Below are 20,437 nucleotides of genomic sequence, written 5' to 3' on the forward strand. Positions count from 1 at the left end.
TAGGACAAAAATTGCCGAGCATTATCTACTCGGCACTTCATACAAAGCGCGCATTCGTTCGCGGTCGCGCGCTAAAATCGGCTGTAAATAACGTCCGGTATAGGAACGTTCGACTTGCGCTACTTCCTCTGGCGTTCCGACCGCCACAATTTGCCCGCCTTTGTCGCCGCCTTCTGGTCCAAGGTCAATAATATAGTCCGCCGTTTTAATGACATCGAGATTATGCTCAATCACCAGCACCGTATCGCCATTATCGACAAGCCGCTGCAACACTTTTAGCAAGCGGGCGATGTCATCGACGTGTAACCCAGTCGTTGGCTCATCTAAAATGTAAAGCGTCCGGCCGTTGGAGCGGCGGTGCAACTCTGCCGCGAGCTTCACCCGCTGCGCTTCGCCGCCTGACAACGTCGTCGCTGGTTGCCCAAGCTGCATATAGCCTAAGCCGACATCGTAAATCGTCTGTAGTTTCCGTTTAATTTTCGGGATATTTTCAAAGAATGCAAGCGCATCTTCGACGGTCATCTCTAGCACTTCCGCGATGTTTTTATCTTTATATTTCACTTCGAGCGTTTCGCGGTTGTATCGTTTGCCGTGGCACACTTCGCACGGCACGTACACGTCCGGCAAAAAGTGCATTTCGATTTTAATAATCCCGTCGCCGCGGCACGCTTCGCAGCGCCCGCCTTTCACGTTAAAACTAAACCGCCCCTTTTGATAACCGCGCACTTTCGCTTCATTCGTCGCGGCAAACACTTCGCGAATATCGTCAAACACGCCCGTATACGTCGCTGGATTCGAGCGCGGCGTCCGCCCGATTGGCGACTGGTCGATATCGATGACTTTTTCTAAATGTTCGATGCCGCGAATTTCTTTATGCTCTCCCGGTTTGGCTTTGGCGCGCTGCAATTTTTGCGCGAGCGCTTTATGCAAAATTTCATTCACGAGCGTACTTTTCCCTGAACCGGACACACCCGTCACGGCAATAAACGTCCCGAGCGGAATGTTCACCGACACGTTTTTTAAGTTGTTTTCTTTCGCCCCAATAATTTCAAGCCAGCGTCCGTCTGGCTGGCGACGCTCCGCTGGGAGCGGAATAAACTTTTTCCCTGATAAATATTGTCCGGTGAGTGAATTCGGGTCGTTCATGACTTCTTGCGGCGTTCCGGCGGCGACGACTTGCCCGCCATGAATACCAGCGCCTGGCCCGATGTCAATCAAATAGTCTGCCGCTAGCATCGTATCTTCGTCATGCTCGACGACGATAAGCGTATTGCCGATGTCGCGCATGTTTTTTAACGTCGCAATTAAGCGGTCGTTGTCGCGCTGATGCAGTCCAATCGACGGCTCGTCCAAAATATACAATACCCCTGTCAAGCGCGAACCGATTTGCGTCGCTAAACGAATGCGCTGCGCTTCCCCACCGGAAAGCGTGCCAGCTGAGCGGTTTAACGTCAAATAATCGAGGCCGACGTTTTTCAAAAAGCCAAGCCGTTCGATAATTTCACGCAAAATCATGTGGGCGATTTTTTGTTCTTTTTCACTCAGCTTGAGCGTTCGGAAAAACTCGAGCGCTTCGGTGACAGAAAACGCCGTCACTTCTCCGATATGCTTGCCGCCGATGAATACGGCTAAACTTTCTTTTTTCAGCCGGTTGCCTTTACATGTCGGGCATGCTTGCTCCGCCATATATTTTTCCATTTGCTCGCGAACATAATCGGAACTCGTTTCGCGGTAGCGGCGTTCAACGTTGGGAATGACGCCTTCAAATTCGATGTAATTTTCGCGAACTTGGCCAAAATCGTTTTCGTAGCGGAAATAAATTTTTTCGCCGTTACTTCCATATAACAAGCGGTCGAGCTGCTCTTTCGGCAGTTCTTTCACCGGCACGTCCATATCGATATCGTAATGGCGGCATACCGCTTCTAATAGTTGCGGATAATATTGCGAACTTTGCGGCTCCCACGGTGCAATCGCATGCTCACGGAGCGTCAACTCCTCGTTTGGAATGACTAAATCGCGGTCGACTTCCAGTTTCGCCCCTAAGCCGTCGCATTCTGGGCAAGCGCCGTACGGACTGTTGAACGAGAAAAGGCGAGGCTCTAAGTCACCGATGGAAAATCCGCAATACGGACATGCGTGGTGTTCGCTAAACAGCAGTTCTTCTTCGCCGATGACGTCGATAATCACTTTTCCATCCGCTAATTTTAACGCCGTCTCAAGCGAATCCGCTAAGCGCGAGGCGATGCCGTCTTTGACGACAAGGCGGTCGACAACGACTTCAATCGAATGTTTTTTATTTTTTTCTAGGACAATGTCATCCGTTAGTTCGCGCATTTCTCCATCGATACGAACGCGTACGTATCCTTGCTTTTTCATGTCCTCCAGCGTTTTTGCATGCGTCCCCTTTCGTCCGGAAATGACCGGTGCCAATACTTGAATTTTCGTCCGGTCCGGATACGATAAAATGCGGTCCACCATTTGTTCAATCGTTTGCGACGTAATCTCAATGCCGTGCTCCGGACAAACTGGTCGGCCGATGCGGGCAAACAAGAGGCGCAAATAGTCGTAAATTTCCGTTACTGTTCCGACCGTTGACCGCGGGTTGCGGCTCGTCGTTTTTTGGTCAATCGAAATGGCAGGCGACAATCCTTCAATCGCGTCGACGTCGGGTTTGTCCATTTGCCCTAAAAACTGGCGGGCATAGGCTGAAAGCGATTCGACATACCGGCGCTGCCCTTCGGCGTAAATCGTATCAAACGCAAGCGACGATTTTCCCGAGCCCGATAAGCCCGTCAACACGACGAGCTTATCGCGCGGAATTTCGACATCAATGTTTTTTAAATTGTGCGCCCGCGCTCCTTTAATCGTGATTTTATCTAATGCCATCGTTCTCACCTTTCCGCTTTTAGTTCAAACAGTAAGTCGCGAAGTTCCGCAGCGCGTTCGAAATCCAACGCTTTCGCTGCTTCTTTCATTTCTTTTTCTACATTGGCAATCAGTTTTTCTCGTTCTTTTTTCGTCAGTTTTTGTGTCGGTTTTGCTTCATACGATTCTTGTTGCTCTGCGGCGTATGTCGCCCGAATCAAATCGCGCACTTCTTTTTGAATCGTTTGCGGAACGATGCCATGTTCGCGGTTGTATGCTTCTTGCATCGCTCGGCGCCGCTTTGTTTCGTTAATCGCGATTTCCATTGATTTTGTGATCGTATCCGCGTACATAATCACATGTCCGTTCGCATTGCGCGCCGCACGGCCAATCGTTTGAATCAGTGAGCGCTCCGAGCGCAAAAACCCTTCTTTGTCAGCATCTAAAATCGCGACGAGCGACACTTCTGGAATATCGAGCCCTTCGCGCAGTAAGTTAATGCCAACGAGCACGTCGTATTTCCCTAACCGCAAGTCGCGAATAATTTCAATTCGTTCTAATGTTTTAATTTCTGAATGCAAATACGCGACTTTCATGCCGATGTCTTTTAAATAGTCGGTCAAATCTTCTGCCATTTTTTTCGTTAATGTCGTCACGAGCGTCCGTTCATTCCGTTTTATGCGCTCATGAATTTCGCCGACTAAATCGTCAATTTGTCCGCGAATTGGACGAACGTCAATCGTCGGATCAAGAAGACCTGTCGGGCGAATAATTTGCTCGACGACTTCCGGGCAGTGTTCTAATTCGTACGGTCCTGGAGTTGCTGATACGTAAATGACTTGATTCATTTTTTGTTCAAACTCTTCAAACGTCAACGGCCGGTTATCGAGTGCCGACGGCAGGCGAAAGCCGTGGTCGACAAGCACTTGTTTCCGTGCTTTATCGCCGTTATACATGCCGCGAATTTGCGGGACGGTGACGTGCGATTCATCAATGACGATTAAAAAATCGTCTGGAAAGTAGTCAAGCAACGTATACGGCGTTGAGCCAGGCGGACGGAGCGTTAAATGGCGGGAATAGTTTTCAATCCCGGAACAAAAGCCCATCTCCCGCATCATTTCTAAATCATACCGCGTCCGCTGCTCGAGCCGCTGCGCTTCTAACAGTTTGCCTTGCTCGCGCAGCTCTTGTAGCCGCTCTTCTAGCTCTTGTTCAATGTTTTGAATCGCAAGCCGCAGCTTTTCTTCGCGCGTGACGAAGTGCGATGCTGGGAAAATCGCGACATGCTCGCGCTCGCCAATCACTTCGCCTGTCAGCGCATTGACTTCGCGAATGCGGTCGATTTCATCGCCGAAAAATTCGACGCGAATGCAATGTTCGTCGCGGGACGCTGGAAAAATTTCGACAACATCGCCGCGCACACGAAACGTCCCACGCTGAAAATCAATGTCGTTTCGCGCATATTGCACATCGACTAAGCGGCGCAATAATTCATTCCGTTCGATTTCCATGCCGACGCGAAGCGAAACGACTAGTTCACGGTATTCTTCCGGCGACCCTAAGCCGTAAATGCATGATACGCTCGCAACGATAATGACATCACGCCGCTCAAACAGCGCCGATGTCGCCGAATGGCGCAGTTTATCGATTTCGTCGTTAATGCTTGCATCTTTTTCAATGTACGTATCCGTCTGCGGCACATACGCTTCCGGCTGATAGTAATCGTAGTAGCTGACGAAATACTCGACGGCATTGTTCGGAAAAAATTCTTTCAATTCGCTATATAATTGCCCCGCTAGCGTTTTATTATGTGCGATCACGAGCGTCGGTTTATTCACTCGTTGAATGACGTTGGAAATCGTAAACGTTTTTCCCGTTCCGGTTGCTCCTAATAACGTTTGGTGCTTGACTCCTCGCTGAATCCCTTCGACAAGTTTTTCAATCGCTTTCGGCTGATCGCCGCGCGGCTCATAGGCAGACACTAGCTCAAACCGATCGTTCACTATGCAAAGCCTCCTATCCGCATTCATCTTACGTTTCATTTTATCATATTCCACAAGAAGATGCACAAAAAATGCGAACTGACATTCGTTTTTTACAAGCATTCGTGCATATGCCCAGGCTTAAAGATTGCCCAAACGCGCATTTTTTCATAAAAAAAGTGCCTTCCTCTCGGAAAGCACGTCATTTTTTTAAGTTCCGCACCATTTTCTCCGCTACGAAAAACCCCGCACCTGTCGAGGCGATGTCGGCAAAAATTTCATACCATTCATTCGTATAGCCCTTCATGTAAGAAGCAACTAACAACGCGGCAGTCAACAACGTCCCGACGTAATGGTTGTACGTCACGCGCGTAAATAACAACACTAACAAAAATGGCACAATTAAGGCAATGAGAAACCACATACTTACTTCCCCTTCTCTACACCGCTTCCGATGTCCATTTTTTCCGATCTTGTACAAACAATAACCCAAGTTCATGGTGCTCGTCTTCGTATAGCGCCCCTTGAACAAAACGAATTTCTCCGTTTTCGTCCAACACTTCGAGCTTGCAATACGCGCGGTTAGGCTGGAGCGCTTCATAAAACTCTTCTTCTGTATTCACTGGCGTTCCGTTCACTTTGACAATGATTTCGCCGATTTTTAACGCCATTTTTTCTGCCTTCGATTCAGGAAGAATACCTAAAATGACAAGTCCGTGCGCCCGATGAGCAAAATACGGCGGTTGCATTCGGTCTTGTGTATGTTGCCAAAACGCAAGCCACTCCCTTCCAAATAATGCAACAGCTGCGGCAACAATCGCCAGCACCCCGTACCAATAGCTAGCAAGCGCGAATACCCCCACGATGAGCCCAAGCAGACAGACGCGCTGTCCTGTCAGCTGAATCGAAAGCTGCGGCTGCATCCCTTGGACGCGCTGCGAAAACCCAAGCAAAAAAGGGACAAGTAGGAGCGAATAAGCACCATCGCCTGTAGGGAACAACGGCCACCACGAAAAGGACGACAGCACCCCGTTTGGCACCGGCAAAAATACAGGCACAAGCCAAAGCCGCTCTGTCCAATGCTCCCCGACGATTAATCCGCGCTTTCCTTTCGTTAGTTGCGGCGACGTCCCTTCCGCACCGTTTCGCAAAATAAGCCACGCTTCCGCGAGTAAAAGAAGCGCTAATAGGAACGCCATCGACACAACGTTCATTTCTTTTACCCCTGGAAAATAAGCCGCAAAAAACGGTTTTGTTTTTTCATATTTCGTGAGCACCGCTATAGCTAGCATCGTCCCCCCGACCGTATAGGCAGGCGACAGTAGCCTTAGTTGTAACGTCAAGCCAAGGAGCGCGGTCACGTAAAACAAAAGCCGTACCCCGTCCGTCGGAATGACAATTCCTGCAATTACCATGATCAACGAAAGCAAAAGCCCGATGCCAAGTCCGCTCCGCCAAAAAAACTTGCTTTCATGAAACCAATCATAGACGCGAATATGAAAAGACCGGCGCTCTCGCTTCACCCGACGCCATCCGACAAACGCCACAAGCAATATGCCGTAATACAAAAACGGCTGTGCCAATCCACGTCCAATACTGAAAAGCAATTCTATGCCCCATGCCGACGCCATGTTTCCACCTCCGATGGCAAACGTCTCTTACTATTTATTCTAGCAAATCCGCCAACTCCCTGCATATATTTTTCGTATATTGGCGTATTTTCACTTTCTTTGCCGAATGAACACTAGTTTTGTCAAACCGAAAGGAAATAAGCAATCGATGGAAAAATGATATACAGAAAGAAACGAAAAGGAGGAACGACCGATGGAAATCAAAACAAGCAATGTCGCGAAACGGCTCGGGGTATCACCGAAAACGGTGCAGCGTTGGGTGAAAAAGTACAATATTCCGTGCCAAAAAAATGAAGCCGGTCATTACGTCTTTGATGCAGAAACGATTACGTTGCTTGAACAAATCAAGTTTGAACACGGTGCCGCACTGGAAGAAATGGAGTTTGAAGAAGAACATACTTTATGCCCAGACACGTTTTTCTCCACTTACATTCAACCGCACCTTGACAAGTTCACCACCCGATTGCACCGCGTCGAACGACAGCTAGAGCAAAAAGCGGACGAAGTCGTCTCATTCCAGCTGTTGCAGCACCGAAAAGAAATTGAAGAACTTCATGCGTATATCCGCCAACTCGAACAACGCCTTGCCTTGCTAGAAGAGCAGCAAAAACAAGCCGAAGACGTACCGAAACGACCGAAACGACGCGGCGTCAGCCGAATTATGGGGATGTTTGTATAAACTGCCTCGTCGTGAAAATAACGACTAAACGATTTTCCAAAAAAAGAAGCGCCATTCGGTGGCGCTTCTTTTTTTCGTGATGAAAAACAATCATTATTCAAACAATGCTTTCATCGCTGCTTTTAACTGGGCATCGTTTTGGTCGTCGCGGACGGCTTGCAATACTTTTGTTTCGAGCAGTTCAGCGGTTTGCTTGTCGATTTTTCCGGTAACCGGCAATTTATTTGCTTGTTGGAACGATTTGACCGCTCGTTCCGTTTGTTTGCTAAAGTAGCCGTCTTCCCGTTCCGGATCGAAGCCAAGCCCTTTTAACATTTGTTGGGCGCTTTTAATTTGCTCGTTGTTCATGTCATATGCAAGCGGTTTGTCGATATGAATCGGCGTCGCATGGAAATAGTCTGGCTGTTGGACAGCAATATCTGGTTTAATTCCTTTTTTATGAATCCAATGCCCGTCCGGTGTGAGCCATTTATACAACGTCAGTTTAATGTTGCTGCCGTCGCCCATCGGGATGGCTTGTTGTACCGTTCCTTTCCCGAACGACGTTTCCCCAACTAATTTGTAGCCGCCTGCTTCTTTCATCGCACCGGCTAAAATTTCGGAAGCCGATGCACTGCCTTTATCGATGAGCACGACGATCGGATATGGCTTTTTCGCTTGTAAGTCGGAATAAAATTGCTGCTTATTCCCGTTTCGTTCTTCAATTTGGACGTACGGTTTATCTTTTGGAATGAACTGTTTTAAAATTTCTTCGACGCTTTGCAAATAGCCGCCAGGGTTGCCACGCACATCAAGAATGAGCCCAGCAATTTTTTCTTTTTCTAATTTCGCCAATTTCTTTTGAAAATCTTGCGCCGTATTTTCCGAGAACGACGTAATTTCTAAATAGCCAATTTTTTTGCCGTTGTACGTTTTCACCGAATCGTACACCGTTTCAATCGGAATTTCGTCGCGAACGACGCTCACTTTAATAATGTCTTTCACGCCAGGGCGCAAAATATCTAAATGGACGGTCGTTCCTTTTTTCCCGCGAATTTTTAAGACCGCTTCATACAAATCAAGCCCTTCTAAGCTTTTCCCGTCCACTTTTAAAATTTGGTCGTTCGGCTTTAGCCCTGCTTTTTCCGCTGGGGAGTTTTTAAACGGGGCAACGATCGTCACCTTTCCGTCGACCATGCTCACTTCCGCTCCAATTCCTTCAAAAGAAGAGTTAAGCGAGTCGTTAAATTGATGCGCCGTTTCTTCATCCATGTAGACAGAATACGGGTCGTCCAGCGTCTGAATCATCCCTTGGATGGCGCCTTCTACTAGTTTTTTGTCATCTACTTTTTGCACATACCGACTTTTAATGAGTTCATATGCTTTCTGAACTTTTTTTAATTCTTCCTCCTCGCTCTTCGTCATGGATTTCGTTGTTTGCTCCGATGGGAAAATCAAAGCATTGTCCGTCTTTCGTTCGGCAAATTGCATGCCAGCATACGTTCCGCCTGCTCCGATTACCATCGATAATGCCATTAATAGTGCTACCGTTTGCTTCTTCATCGTTTCTCCTCCCTACACCATGCAAGGAAAGGCACCACACCACCGTGCGATGCCCTTTATCGTCATTATATGTTTAGCTTGTACAAAATATGATACACGCACTACCAGTTTACACCGTTCGCTCGATTTTCTCAACTTATACGACAACACCCCCGCAGTGGGGGGTGTTGTTAGAAGTTAATATAGCTTAACGGATTGACCGCATTTGATTTTGCAGCGTTCCACGAGCCACGGTGCAATTCAAAATGAAGGTGTGCCCCTTCTGATTGGCCTGTATTGCCCATATAGCCAATAATTTGCCCTTTGCTTACCGTCTGTCCTTCCCCGACAAGCCGTGATTCTAAATGGGCATAGACAGTTGTATATATTTGTCCGTCAATCATATGCGTAATAAACACGACATTTCCATAGCTAGAAGAATAATAGGAACGGAACACGACACCATCGGCTGCTGCGACGACCGGCACTTCTGGCGCGCGCTTGCCAATATCCACCCCATAATGGAACTCCCCGCCACGCGGACCAAAGCCTGATGTAATCGGGCCATTAGCTGGGCGCATAAACGCACCGTCGGTTACCGGAGGGACGTTTCCACCGTTGCTCGAATGATTAGACGATGACGGTGATTGTTGGGCTGCTTGTTCTTGCTGCTTTTTTATGATTAGTTGTTGAAGTTGCGAGCGAATCGCCGCTTCTTGTTTTTCCAACAACTCTTGCTCTTCCGCTAACGATAATTTTTCTTCGTTAATGCTTTGCTCCTGCTGTTTTAATTGCGCGATAAGCTGTTCTTTTTCGTTCATTTGCTTGTTCAACGTTTGCTTTAATTGCTCTAACTCTTGCAAGTCGCTTTGCAGCGATGTTAACTTCGACGTCAGTTCATTTTCTTTCTTTTCTTTCAACGCTTTATCTTCTTCTTGCTCTTGAATAATTTGCTTGTCCGCTTCAAAAATCGTCGTCACCGCACTAATGCGGTCGATAAAGTCACCAAAGCTTTGCGAACCAAGCAATACGTCTAAATAGCTAATAATCCCGCCGCTTAACTGCAACGAACGTACCCGCTCTTTCAGTAGCTCATTTCGTTTCTTAATGCGCGCCTCGACTTCCGCAATTTCGCGTTTCAATGCTTCAATATCTTGCTTTGTGTCACTAATCGTTTGGGAAACGTTGCGGATTTTTGCACTCGTTTCCGATACTTCCATGTCCAATTTTTCCATTTCCGCTGCTAGTTGCGCTTGCTGCGTTTTTAGCTGTTCGATTTGCTGGTCTGCTTTCTTTATTTCGCTTTGGATGGAAGACTGTTTCGACTGGATGTTATTAATCGCATTTCGTTTTTGCTGAATTTCTCGATTGCTTACCGCATTTGCCGGGTAAGAAAAGCTCGTCATCCCGAGCACGGCCGCTACCGCTAGTGACATGACTTTTTGCTTCACGACTTCGTTCCCCTTTCTCTATTAAACTTTTAAAAATTTCCGGACGGACATCATACTTCCCCAGACGCCAATGCATGCCCCTAACACCAATAAAATGGCGCTAATTTGCCACATAAACGGGTCAACCGGAAGCAATTGCAAAAACGGAACGGTGACTTTCGGCTTTAAAAATGTATAAAGGTTATAGTACACAAACGAAATTAACGCAATCGGCACGATCGCCCCAACCACGCCAAGCCATAATCCTTCCAAGAAAAACGGCCAGCGAATAAAGCCGTTCGTCGCACCTACTAATCTCATAATCTCAATTTCACGCCGGCGTGCAAAAATCGTAATTTTAATCGTATTCGAGATTAAAAACATTGCCGTAAACAAGAGGCCAACAATTAAGCCAATCCCGACATTTCGCGCGACACGCAACGTTTTAAATAGCTTTTCTACTTGCCCTTGTCCGTATTTCACTTTATGGGCAAACTTAAACGTTTCTATTTTTTTGGCGATTTTTCCCGTATCTTCTGGTTTCGCTGCTTTAACGACATATACGTCGCTTAACGGGTTGTCTTGTTCAAAAAGGCGGAACGACGCTCCTTCTTCGCCAAAACTTTTAATTAAGTTTTGCAGTTCTTGCTCTTTTGACGAATATTGCACGTCTTTGACTCCTGGCACTGCCTCAATTTGCGCTTTTAACGCTTGCTTCTCTTTCTCGTTTGCCGTCACGTCAATATAGACGCGAATTTCGACATCGCTTTCGATTTTATTCGCAAAATGGTTCATGTTCATCATAATGACAAGAAACACACCGACAAGTAAAAGCGTCACTGTCACTGCGCTAATGGACGCAAACGTCATCCAGCCATTTCTCCCGAGACTTTTTACACTTTCGCGCATATGGCGGCGGAGGGTATTAATTCTCATAGCCGTATTCCCCCCTTACCTCATCGCGGACAATTTTTCCACCTTCAATCGCAATGACACGCTTTTTAATCGTATTAACAATTTCACGGTTATGCGTTGCCATCACGATCGTCGTGCCGCGGTCGTTAATTGTTTCAAACAGTTCCATAATGCCCCATGAATTTTCTGGGTCTAAGTTTCCTGTCGGCTCGTCAGCAATGACGATTTTCGGCGAGTTGACAATCGAACGAGCGATAGATACGCGCTGTTGCTCCCCACCAGAAAGCTCGTTCGGATAAAAGCGAGCTTTATGTTTTAGGCCGACTAAATCTAATACTTCCATTACTTTCTTTTTAATCACTTTTGGCGATTCTTCAATTACTTCCAAAGCAAACGCTACATTTTCATATACCGTTAGCTTAGGAAGCAATTTAAAATCTTGGAATACAACACCAATATGGCGGCGTAAAAGCGGCACTCGGCTATCTTTCATTTTTGCTAGATTGACCCCATTAACCATAATCGAGCCGCTCGTTGGCTTTTCTTCGCGGTACATCATTTTAATAAACGTCGATTTCCCCGCACCGCTCGGGCCGACGACGTACACAAATTCTCCTTGCTTAATGCGGACGCTAATGCCATTTAAGGCAATGACGCCGTTTGGGTATGTTTTATATACATCTTTCATTTCGATCATTTTAATCACCTTGTTTTATAGTTGTCATTTTTCGTGCTGCCTCGCGCTGTTTATACAAAATTCCACAAGACATATTATAACACGGTTCGATACATTTTTCGTTTACAGTTATATTTCAAAATAAAAACAATCCAGTGCCAAATAGCACTGGATTGTTTGTTAGTTATTTTTTCGACGCTAACCATTCCGCGACTTTGTCGACGTCGTCGCCTTGAATGACGCCAGCTGGCATGCCGCCGCGTCCTTTTTCAATAATTTGTTTAATTTCGTCTTTTGAGTATTTGCTGCCGACTTTTTGAAGGTTCGGTCCTACTTTTCCTTCTAAGTTTTGGCCGTGGCAGCTAGCACAGCTTTGCTGGAAAATTTGCTCTGCTGCAGAAGCAGTCGAGCCGCTGTTGTCTTTATTGTCGCTTGCACTATTCCCCCCACTACATGCAGCTAGTACAAGTGACGCACCTACGAATAGGCCGATGAGTTTTCCTTTCATGAATGAACTCCCCCCTGTGGAAAATTGCATACGCTTCTATTATAACCGATTTTTGCATTTTTTACGCACGTTTAAATCCTTCACCAAGCACTTCCGCGGCGTCCATAACGACGACAAATGCTGATGGATCAATGCTTTTCACCAATTGTTTCAATTTTGTGAACTCCGTCTGCTCGACGACGCACATCAATACAGGTCGCTCATGTTCGGTATAACCGCCAAATCCGGACAATTTCGTTACCCCGCGGTTAATTTTATGCAAAATCGCTTCGCGCACTTCTTCCTCTTTGTTCGTAATAATCATCGCCATTTTCGAGTAGCCAAAGCCCACTTGAACGAAATCGATTGTTTTGCTTGTGACAAATAAGCCAATAAGCGCATATAATGCCCGTTCAATATCAAACACAATTGCCGCTGTTAAGACGATTAGCCCGTCAATTAAAATCACGCACGTGCCTAACGACAACCCTGTATATTTATGAATAATTTGCGCTGCCAAGTCCGTCCCGCCCGTCGATGCTTTGCCGCGAAAAACAATCCCGAGTCCGATGCCGACGCCAATGCCGCCGAACAGCGAGCCAAGCAGCGGATCATGCGTCGCTGGTTCGATGTCTTTTGTCAAATAGACGACGAACGGCAAAAAGATCGTGCCGACGAGCGTTTTCGCCCCAAACTGCCGCCCGAGCAACACAACTCCCGCGATAAAGAGCGGAATGTTACACGCCCACTGCACATACGCCGGCTGCCAACCAAGCGTCGCATGCAAAATCGTACTAAGTCCGCTCACTCCGCCAGAAGCGACACGGTTCGGCAGTAAAAAGACGTTAAAAGTTACTGCAACAATCGCCGAGCCAACCAATATGTATACATACTCCATAATCGTTTCCATCGTTGGATGCAACGTTTTTCCTCTCTTTTTTCCCATACCTTTCCCACCTTCCTTTGTGAGTATAGCATGCCCGTTTTAGCAAGTAAATGCCGGCTCATTAACGCAATAATGTGTTACTATAATAAAGGAAAAAGGCGAGCATGCGCCCGCCGAATGTAGAAAAATGTGGAACATTGATTGGGGAGAACGGTCAATACACATCTCCGCGATTTCCAATCGCTTCAATATAGACGCCCATGCCGAAAAAATTCGGCGCCATCGGAAGGATGAAAATACCTTTTTGTCGAATATTTTAAGTTTACACATTTTGGGATTTGGGTATTTTCAGGATAGATGATTCGTTCTTGATGATCGAGGCGAAACAGAATGCGGTATGTGCCGATGCGCAAACGGTACAGTCCTTGCTGCCCTTTCATCTTTTTAATATCCCCTTGGGGCGGAACATCAAGCAATCCTTGCAGCCCTAGAGCAATCCGTTCTTGTGCGACCTTTTCCTGCTTGGCAAGGAATTTTACCGCTTCTTTACGGTAGATCAACTTGTAGCCCGAACTCACGCTTTGCTTCACTCCCCGTCACATACCCTTCATCTCCTTGCAATTGTTGACGCTCTTCTTCCGTCAACGGCTCCTCGTCTTCCTCGATTTGCTCCCAAATGATTCTTTCTCGTTTTGGTCGTTCTAATAAATACGATAGAAAATCATAGGCAGACTTTCGATCTGCTTCACTTAATTGCTCAATCATGTCATGAAGCGCCTTTTTCCCAACTTCCATCTCATTTCCCCCTTGCCTATTTTACGTTCAGATTACCATGCGAGTTTGTGCACGTCAAATAAGAAAAGCGTAAAGCGCCCGACTATCAGTGAAGATCGCACAAGCCCCACCGGAGAGGGAACGCCTCAGGCCGATGGCGCTTGGAGCTAGACAGCGCTCCACCTAATGGTAAAATTTTATCCTTTCTTACCTGTACAAAAAAGGCGATCCAATCGGATCACCCTTGTTTTAGTTTCGAACGTAAATAGGCGTCGATAAAGACGTCAATTTCGCCGTCCATGACCGCTTGAACGTTGCCGACTTCGGTATTTGTGCGATGGTCTTTGACAAGCGAATACGGATGGAACACGTACGAGCGAATTTGGCTGCCCCAGCCGATTTCTTTTTGCTCGCCACGAATTTCCGCCAGTTCGGCTTGCTGCTCTTCCATTTTCTTTTGATAAAGCTTTGCTTTTAACATGTTCATCGCTTTTTCACGGTTTTTAATTTGCGACCGCTCCGATTGGCACGTCACAACAATGCCGGTCGGAAGATGGGTAATGCGCACCGCTGAGTCGGTCGTATTGACGTGCTGGCCGCCCGCACCGCTCGAACGGTACGTATCGACTTTAATTTCGTCCGGGCGAATTTCTACCTCAATATCATCGTCAAACTCCGGCATCACTTCGCACGACACAAACGATGTATGGCGGCGTCCTGAAGCATCAAACGGCGAAATGCGCACAAGCCGGTGTACCCCTTTTTCCGCCTTTAAATAGCCGTAAGCGTTATGCCCTTTAATTAAAAGCGTCACACTTTTAATGCCAGCTTCCTCGCCTGGTAAATAGTCGAGCGTTTCGACTTTAAAGCCTTTTTTCTCCGCCCATCTCGTATACATCCGTAAAAGCATCGAGCCCCAGTCTTGCGATTCCGTGCCGCCCGCCCCCGGATGCAGCTCTAAAATCGCATTGTTTTTATCGTACGGCTCGTTTAATAACAGCTGAAGCTCAAATTCGCTAAAATCTTTTGCAAGCTTTTTCGCCTCTGCTACAAGTTCTTGCTGCAAGTCTTCATCCGGCTCTTCTTTGACGAGTTCATAAGTGACTTCTAAGTTTTCAAACCGCTCCTCTAGGGCGCGAAACTCGCCGACTAACTCTTTCAGCGCATTCGCTTCGCTAATGACCGCCTGCGCTCCTTTTTGGTCGTCCCAAAAATTAGGCGCAGCCATTTGCTCTTCTAACGCTTGAATGCGCGCTTCTTTTGCTTCGAGGTCAAAGAGACCCCCTAATATCCGCTAATCGCTTAGCCATTTTCTCTAACTCTTGCTTCACTTCTACTAAATCAAACATGACGTTCACCTCAAGCATTATTGTATTCAAACATCCTAACGAACGCAACATAAGGAAAGCGAGGGAAATTCCCTCACTTATCGTCCGCAACAGTTTTTATATTTTTTGCCACTGCCGCAAATGCACGGGTCGTTTCGACCGATATCCATCGCTTTGCGTACCGGCTTTTTCTTCACTTCTCCTTCATCCTCTTTCGGATGAACGGCTTCCCCTTTGGCAACTTCTTGTCGCTCAAGGTTGCTGTGAATTTCTGCTTTCATCATGTATTTCGCGACTTCTTCTTCGATGGACGCGATCATCGCTTCAAACATCGCATATCCTTCCATTTGATACTCACGAAGCGGGTCGACTTGGCCGTACGCCCGCAAGTGAATGCCTTGGCGCAACTGCTCCATCGCATCAATATGATCCATCCATTTCATATCGACAGCGCGAAGGACAATGACGCGCTCAAACTCGCGCATTTGCTCTGGTGCGATTTGCTGCTCTTTTTCGTCATAGCGCATTTTTACTTTTTGCCAAATGAGTTCGATCATTTCTTCCGGCTCTTTGCCGCGCAAGTCGTTGACCGTGACATCGCCTTCTGGTAAAAGGTTTGCGTTCACATAGTCGATAATGCCTTTTACATCCCAATCTTCCGGCATTTCTTCACTCGGCGTATGCGCGTTCACGACCCGCTCGATGACCGATTGAATCATTTTTTCAACAATGCCGCGCAAGTTTTCCGAATCGAGCACTTCAAAACGTTGGCGGTAAATAATTTCGCGCTGCTCGCGCAACACATCGTCGTATTGCAACAATTGCTTGCGCGCATCGAAGTTGTTCCCTTCCACTCGTTTTTGCGCCGATTCGACCGCTTTCGTCACCATTTTGCTTTGAATCGGCTGCGAATCGTCCATGCCTAAGCGATCCATCATCGCCATTAAGTTTTCTGAACCGAAGCGGCGCATCAATTCATCTTCCAGCGATAAATAAAATTGCGATACCCCTGGGTCACCTTGGCGCCCAGAACGACCGCGCAGCTGATTATCAATGCGGCGGCTTTCATGGCGCTCCGTACCAATGACCGCAAGTCCGCCAAGTTCTTTCACGCCTTCACCAAGCTTAATGTCCGTTCCGCGGCCTGCCATGTTTGTTGCGATCGTTACCGCGCCTTTTTGTCCTGCTTGCGCGATAATTTCCGCTTCTTTCGCATGGTTTTTCGCATTTAACACGTTATGCGGAATGCCGCGTTTCTTTAACAGGTTGGAAATTAATTCGGACGTTTCAATCGCGACCGTCCCGACGAGCACCGGCTGTCCTTTCGCATGGCGTTCCGCAATATCGTCCACGACGGCGCGGAACTTTCCTTCCATCGTTTTATAAATTAAGTCTGGGCGGTCGTCGCGGATGACGGGACGATTTGTCGGAATGACGACGACATGCATGTTGTAAATGTTGCGAAACTCCTCTTCTTCCGTCTTTGCTGTACCAGTCATCCCAGCTAATTTTTCATACATCCGGAAGTAGTTTTGGAACGTAATCGTCGCAAGCGTCATCGATTCATTTTGGATTTCAAGCCCTTCTTTTGCCTCGATTGCTTGATGCAATCCATCGCTGTAGCGGCGACCGCGCATCAACCGGCCGGTAAACGGGTCAACGATCACGACTTTTCCGTCTTCGACGACGTAATCAATATCGCGATGCATTGTCACATGTGCTTTTAGCGCTTGGTTAATATGGTGGTTCAACGTCACATGTTTCAAGTCAAACAAGTTTTCGATGCCAAACGCCCGCTCGGCTTTCGTAATACCTTCTTCCGTCAGCTGGACGCTTTTTGTTTTTTCGTCGTACGTATAGTCGACGTCTTTTTTCAACGTGCGGACGAACGCATTTGCTTGAATATATAATTTCGTCGATTTTTGCGCGGTGCCGGAAATAATGAGCGGGGTGCGCGCTTCGTCAATTAAAATCGAGTCCACTTCGTCGATGACGGCAAAGTGAAGCGGCCGTTGCACCATATGCTCTTTATAAAGCACCATGTTGTCACGCAAATAGTCAAAGCCGAATTCGTTGTTCGTTCCGTACGTAATATCGGCATTATACGCCGCTTGTTTTTCTTCGCGCGACATGCCCGTTAAGTTTAAACCGACGGTTAACCCTAAAAATTCGTACAACCGCCCCATTTCTGTTGCGTCGCGGCTCGCGAGGTATTCGTTCACGGTAACGACGTGCACACCTTTCCCAGTAAGTGCATTTAAATACACCGGCATCGTCGCCGTTAACGTTTTCCCTTCCCCTGTTTTCATTTCCGCGATATTGCCTTCATGTAAGACAACACCACCCATAATTTGCACTTTGTATGGATATAAACCAAGGACGCGCTTTGCCCCTTCACGCACCACCGCAAACGCTTCGACTAATAAATCATCGAGCGATTCGCCTTGTTGGTAGCGCGCTTTAAATTCTTCCGTTTTTTGGCGCAACGCTTCATCCGAAAGCTTCGCCATTTCCGGACCGAGCGCATCGACTTGCTCTGCAATTTTTTCTAATCGATGAATTTGGCGCTTGTTCGGGTCAAACACCTTTTTTAACACTCCAAGCATACTGAACGCCCCTTAATTATAGAATCACTAATTTACATCATATCATTTACAGGAAAAGGTGACAACTAAGACGAAGGAAAGAGAGGAAAACGAAGAAAAAAGAAAAACCAGCATTCCCGCTGGATGATTTACACTTGCGATTGCAGTTGTTCGATCGTTGCTTCCACTCGCAACAGACGTTTGTTAAGAGCATGGATTTCAAATCCTTTTTCATCGATCTTTCTATAAATGCTTTGCAATAATGCATGTACATCATCGGCTAGTTGAATTTCTAGTCGTTGCACCGTTTCTTTTACCTCGCCTAGTTGCGTTTCTACATGCTCAAGCCGCGCCTTGACGTCACGCATATCCGCTTCAAGACGGCTAATGCGCTTGTTTGTTTCTTTCATCTCTTGTTCAAGCGCGCCTAATCGAGTTTCCATGTGCGCAAACCGGTCATCCATCTGAGCAAACCGGTCATCCATCTGAGCAAACCGTTCGTCAATCTGAGCAAACCGCTGATCAATCTCCGCAAACCGCTCGTCCATCTGTGCAAACCGCTGATCAATTTCCGCAAACCGAGTATCAATTTGCTCAAACCTCTTGTCAATCTCCGCAAATCGCTCGTCCATCTGAGCAAACCGCTGATCAATTTCCGCAAACCTAACATCCATTTGCTCAAATCGCTTGTCCATCTGGGCGAATCGGTCGCGCACTTCTTGTTGAAAAGATGAAAAACTACTTTCAATATTCGTCACTTTCGCTAAAATTTCGCGCAAAATGGCTTCCATCCTCCCTCACCTCCTTCCAATAGTAGTATATCACCCTCTGCCGAAAAGCGACAGAGGGTGTGGGATTAGTTCGTTTCAATTAAGCCGTACCGGCCGTCTTTGCGGCGGTAGACGATGTTTGTTCGGTTCGTTTCGGCGTTGGTAAAGACGAAGAAGTTATGTCCGAGCATGTTCATTTGCAAAATCGCTTCTTCGCTATCCATCGGTTTTAAGCTGAATCGCTTCGTTCGCACGAGCTCGAATTCTTCTTCTTCCGTTTCGACTGCCGTCGCTGGCGCATCATTTGGCGCAAATACTTGTTTCGTATCTTTATCGCGCCATTTCCGGTTCACTTTCGTTTTATGTTTGCGGATTTGGCGCTCTAATTTATCGGCGACTAAATCGATTGCCGCATACATATCGTCGTGGCGTTCTTCCGCCCGCAACACTAACTGCGGCATCGGAATCGTTACTTCAATTTTCGCTTGTTTATCGTTATATACTTTTAAATTAACGTGTACTGTTACTCCTTCCGTCGATTCAAAATAACGTTCAAGTTTGCCGATTTTTTTCTCGACATACTCCCGTAGTGCCTGGGTAACCTCAATGTTTTCACCGCGAATGTTGTACTTCATACGCTGTATGCCTCCTTTAATCAAAGGTTATATATATAATTCTACAATACCCTACAAAATCCTTCTTCAAACGTCGAATGTTTTTTTGAAAATTTTGTGAAGCACACGCAATTATGTGGTAATATCTACTTAGGTGATTGTTCGAATATGCTAGTTCTATTTTACTACATACGGAGTGTTTAGTGATGCGCAAAGTGCACATCTCAGAAGTCAAAAGCGGCGATATGTTGGCCGTTGATATTTATGGCGCCAATGGCGCAATTTTATTGTCGAAAGGGGTCAAATTAACCGACCTTTACATTCGGGCGTTGCGGCAAAAAGGCGTACAATATTTGTATATTGATGATGTATACACATTCGATATTACCGCATGGCCGATGCTGAACTCTGCGATTCGAAAACAGGCGGTTAAAAAAGTATATGAAACGATGACGTCGCTCATTAATGAAAAATCGTTCATGAAGCGCGTGTCGTCGTTTGATTTAGGGAAGGCGTATCAAACTATTTTCAAACAAATATTAGAAGATGTATTAAACCGCCAAGAATTGATGATTCAACTATCTGATTTAGTCGTATCGAACGGCTATTTTTTCCATCATGCGGTCAATGTCGCAACGATTGCGGCGGTCATTGGCGTAGCGAAAGGGTATCGGACAGAGCAGCTATTTGACCTTGGGATTGGCGCATTATTATTTGATATCGGCATGACGCAAATTCCTGAAGAGCTTTGGCGGAAAAAAGGGTTTTTAACGCCGGAAGAACGAGCCATTCTTCATCAGCACACGATCCTTGGCTTTCACATGTTAAAAGACCAAGACAACATTTCGCTCGCTTCCGCGTACTGTGCGCTGCAACATCACGAGCGGTATGATGGAAGCGGCTATCCGCGCGGCATTAAAGGAAAGGAAATACACGAATACGCGAAAATTGTGGCGATTGCCGACGTATTTGACGCGCTCATATCGGCGCGCTACCACCGCAAACAATATTCGCCGCACGAAGCAGCAGAATATTTATCCGCCGCTGGAAACATTTTATTCGATTATGAGCTAATTAAAACGTTCCTTTCGCATGTTGCTATCTATCCAGTGGCCACTACCGTCGTTTTAAATACCGGCTACATCGGCGTCGTCGCCAAAGTGTTCCCTGACTTTCCGCTGCGCCCAATCGTTCGCATCATCCAAGACCCGTACGGCGAAGAGCTAAAAAGCCCGTACGAAATCGACTTGCGAAAAGAAATGAATGTGACGATTGTAAGGGCGGTGTAAAGGAG

The 20,437-nt window shown here is 46.8% G+C and carries 17 protein-coding genes and 1 pseudogene; 2 read left to right on the forward strand and 16 right to left on the reverse strand.

Features of this window, described 5'->3' with window-relative positions:
* Positions 1-21: 21 nt before the first annotated feature.
* From uvrA to GGR02_RS07175, 4 genes are all read right to left on the reverse strand, one after another.
* Positions 22-2,886 (reverse strand): excinuclease ABC subunit UvrA, encoded by a 2,865-nt coding sequence (gene uvrA / locus GGR02_RS07160; protein WP_183184053.1) that lies wholly within the window; start codon positions 2,884-2,886, stop codon positions 22-24.
* Positions 2,887-2,891: 5 nt separating this feature from the next.
* Positions 2,892-4,868 carry an excinuclease ABC subunit UvrB gene (gene uvrB, locus GGR02_RS07165; RefSeq protein WP_183184054.1) on the reverse strand — a complete coding sequence of 659 codons (1,977 nt, stop codon included), beginning with the start codon at positions 4,866-4,868 and terminating at the stop codon, positions 2,892-2,894.
* 181 nt (positions 4,869-5,049) lie between these two features.
* Positions 5,050-5,271 (reverse strand): CsbA family protein, encoded by a 222-nt coding sequence (locus GGR02_RS07170; RefSeq protein ID WP_183184055.1) that lies wholly within the window; start codon positions 5,269-5,271, stop codon positions 5,050-5,052.
* A 16-nt stretch (positions 5,272-5,287) separates the two neighbouring features.
* Positions 5,288-6,478 (reverse strand): PDZ domain-containing protein, encoded by a 1,191-nt coding sequence (locus GGR02_RS07175; RefSeq protein ID WP_183184056.1) that lies wholly within the window; start codon positions 6,476-6,478, stop codon positions 5,288-5,290.
* A gap of 193 nt (positions 6,479-6,671) precedes the next feature.
* Between GGR02_RS07175 and GGR02_RS07180 the strand changes: the two genes are divergently transcribed.
* The gene (locus GGR02_RS07180; RefSeq protein WP_183184057.1) at positions 6,672-7,157 is read left to right on the forward strand and encodes a MerR family transcriptional regulator; all 486 of its coding nucleotides are present in this window, start codon (positions 6,672-6,674) and stop codon (positions 7,155-7,157) included.
* A 93-nt stretch (positions 7,158-7,250) separates the two neighbouring features.
* On the opposite strand, the gene GGR02_RS07185 is transcribed toward GGR02_RS07180, so the two are convergent.
* The 12 genes and pseudogenes from GGR02_RS07185 to hpf all read right to left on the reverse strand — a co-directional run bounded on the left by GGR02_RS07185 (position 7,251) and on the right by hpf (position 19,164).
* Positions 7,251-8,699 (reverse strand): S41 family peptidase, encoded by a 1,449-nt coding sequence (locus GGR02_RS07185; RefSeq protein WP_183184058.1) that lies wholly within the window; start codon positions 8,697-8,699, stop codon positions 7,251-7,253.
* A gap of 170 nt (positions 8,700-8,869) precedes the next feature.
* On the reverse strand, positions 8,870-10,114 hold the full coding sequence (locus GGR02_RS07190; RefSeq protein ID WP_183184148.1) for a murein hydrolase activator EnvC family protein: 1,245 nt from the start codon (positions 10,112-10,114) through the stop codon (positions 8,870-8,872).
* 36 nt (positions 10,115-10,150) lie between these two features.
* A complete protein-coding gene (gene ftsX, locus GGR02_RS07195) occupies positions 10,151-11,044 on the reverse strand; it encodes a permease-like cell division protein FtsX (protein ID WP_183184059.1) in 894 nt (297 codons plus the stop codon).
* Positions 11,034-11,720: a cell division ATP-binding protein FtsE gene (gene ftsE / locus GGR02_RS07200; RefSeq protein ID WP_183184060.1), complete on the reverse strand. Its 687-nt coding sequence runs from the start codon at positions 11,718-11,720 to the stop codon at positions 11,034-11,036. The genes ftsX and ftsE overlap by 11 nt, the downstream gene beginning before the upstream one ends.
* A gap of 163 nt (positions 11,721-11,883) precedes the next feature.
* A complete protein-coding gene (cccB, locus tag GGR02_RS07205; RefSeq protein WP_183184061.1) occupies positions 11,884-12,207 on the reverse strand; it encodes a cytochrome c551 in 324 nt (107 codons plus the stop codon).
* Between the two features lie 61 nt (positions 12,208-12,268).
* Positions 12,269-13,132: a YitT family protein gene (locus tag GGR02_RS07210; protein WP_183184062.1), complete on the reverse strand. Its 864-nt coding sequence runs from the start codon at positions 13,130-13,132 to the stop codon at positions 12,269-12,271.
* 287 nt (positions 13,133-13,419) lie between these two features.
* Positions 13,420-13,650, reverse strand: a pseudogene (locus GGR02_RS07215) (type II toxin-antitoxin system RelE family toxin); the annotation flags it as partial.
* A complete protein-coding gene (locus GGR02_RS07220) occupies positions 13,619-13,867 on the reverse strand; it encodes a hypothetical protein (protein WP_183184064.1) in 249 nt (82 codons plus the stop codon). The gene GGR02_RS07220 and the pseudogene GGR02_RS07215, both read right to left, overlap by 32 nt.
* A gap of 217 nt (positions 13,868-14,084) precedes the next feature.
* Positions 14,085-15,195 (reverse strand): peptide chain release factor 2 gene (gene prfB, locus GGR02_RS07225; protein WP_183184149.1). Its coding sequence is split into 2 segments (ribosomal slippage): positions 14,085-15,119 and positions 15,121-15,195, totalling 1,110 coding nucleotides; the frame shifts between segments, so codons are not numbered across the junction.
* Positions 15,196-15,272: 77 nt separating this feature from the next.
* Positions 15,273-17,780: a preprotein translocase subunit SecA gene (gene secA / locus GGR02_RS07230; RefSeq protein WP_183184065.1), complete on the reverse strand. Its 2,508-nt coding sequence runs from the start codon at positions 17,778-17,780 to the stop codon at positions 15,273-15,275.
* Between the two features lie 128 nt (positions 17,781-17,908).
* Positions 17,909-18,550: a hypothetical protein gene (locus GGR02_RS07235; protein ID WP_183184066.1), complete on the reverse strand. Its 642-nt coding sequence runs from the start codon at positions 18,548-18,550 to the stop codon at positions 17,909-17,911.
* Positions 18,551-18,615: 65 nt separating this feature from the next.
* On the reverse strand, positions 18,616-19,164 hold the full coding sequence (gene hpf / locus GGR02_RS07240) for a ribosome hibernation-promoting factor, HPF/YfiA family (protein ID WP_183184067.1): 549 nt from the start codon (positions 19,162-19,164) through the stop codon (positions 18,616-18,618).
* 185 nt (positions 19,165-19,349) lie between these two features.
* On the opposite strand from hpf, the gene GGR02_RS07245 reads away from it, so the two are divergent.
* Positions 19,350-20,432, forward strand: coding sequence for an HD-GYP domain-containing protein (locus tag GGR02_RS07245; RefSeq protein ID WP_183184068.1), 1,083 nt, complete (start codon positions 19,350-19,352; stop codon positions 20,430-20,432).
* Positions 20,433-20,437 lie beyond the last annotated feature (5 nt).

The sequence above is a fragment of the Anoxybacteroides voinovskiense genome, assembly GCF_014196205.1.
GTDB classification, from domain to species: domain Bacteria; phylum Bacillota; class Bacilli; order Bacillales; family Anoxybacillaceae; genus Anoxybacteroides; species Anoxybacteroides voinovskiense.

Bases quoted from the DNA above. Each gene is read 5' to 3' on its own strand.
- GGR02_RS07190 (WP_183184148.1), bottom strand. From the start codon at position 10,114: ATGTCACTAGCGGTAGCGGCCGTGCTCGGGATGACGAGCTTTTCTTAC.
- GGR02_RS07180 (WP_183184057.1), top strand. From the start codon at position 6,672: ATGGAAATCAAAACAAGCAATGTCGCGAAACGGCTCGGGGTATCACCG.
- GGR02_RS07220 (WP_183184064.1), bottom strand. From the start codon at position 13,867: ATGGAAGTTGGGAAAAAGGCGCTTCATGACATGATTGAGCAATTAAGT.
- GGR02_RS07170 (WP_183184055.1), bottom strand. From the start codon at position 5,271: ATGTGGTTTCTCATTGCCTTAATTGTGCCATTTTTGTTAGTGTTGTTA.
- GGR02_RS07235 (WP_183184066.1), bottom strand. From the start codon at position 18,550: ATGGAAGCCATTTTGCGCGAAATTTTAGCGAAAGTGACGAATATTGAA.
- uvrA (WP_183184053.1), bottom strand. From the start codon at position 2,886: ATGGCATTAGATAAAATCACGATTAAAGGAGCGCGGGCGCACAATTTA.
- GGR02_RS07185 (WP_183184058.1), bottom strand. From the start codon at position 8,699: ATGAAGAAGCAAACGGTAGCACTATTAATGGCATTATCGATGGTAATC.
- hpf (WP_183184067.1), bottom strand. From the start codon at position 19,164: ATGAAGTACAACATTCGCGGTGAAAACATTGAGGTTACCCAGGCACTA.
- GGR02_RS07210 (WP_183184062.1), bottom strand. From the start codon at position 13,132: ATGGGAAAAAAGAGAGGAAAAACGTTGCATCCAACGATGGAAACGATT.
- secA (WP_183184065.1), bottom strand. From the start codon at position 17,780: ATGCTTGGAGTGTTAAAAAAGGTGTTTGACCCGAACAAGCGCCAAATT.
- ftsX (WP_183184059.1), bottom strand. From the start codon at position 11,044: ATGAGAATTAATACCCTCCGCCGCCATATGCGCGAAAGTGTAAAAAGT.
- cccB (WP_183184061.1), bottom strand. From the start codon at position 12,207: ATGAAAGGAAAACTCATCGGCCTATTCGTAGGTGCGTCACTTGTACTA.
- ftsE (WP_183184060.1), bottom strand. From the start codon at position 11,720: ATGATCGAAATGAAAGATGTATATAAAACATACCCAAACGGCGTCATT.
- GGR02_RS07245 (WP_183184068.1), top strand. From the start codon at position 19,350: ATGCGCAAAGTGCACATCTCAGAAGTCAAAAGCGGCGATATGTTGGCC.
- GGR02_RS07175 (WP_183184056.1), bottom strand. From the start codon at position 6,478: ATGGCGTCGGCATGGGGCATAGAATTGCTTTTCAGTATTGGACGTGGA.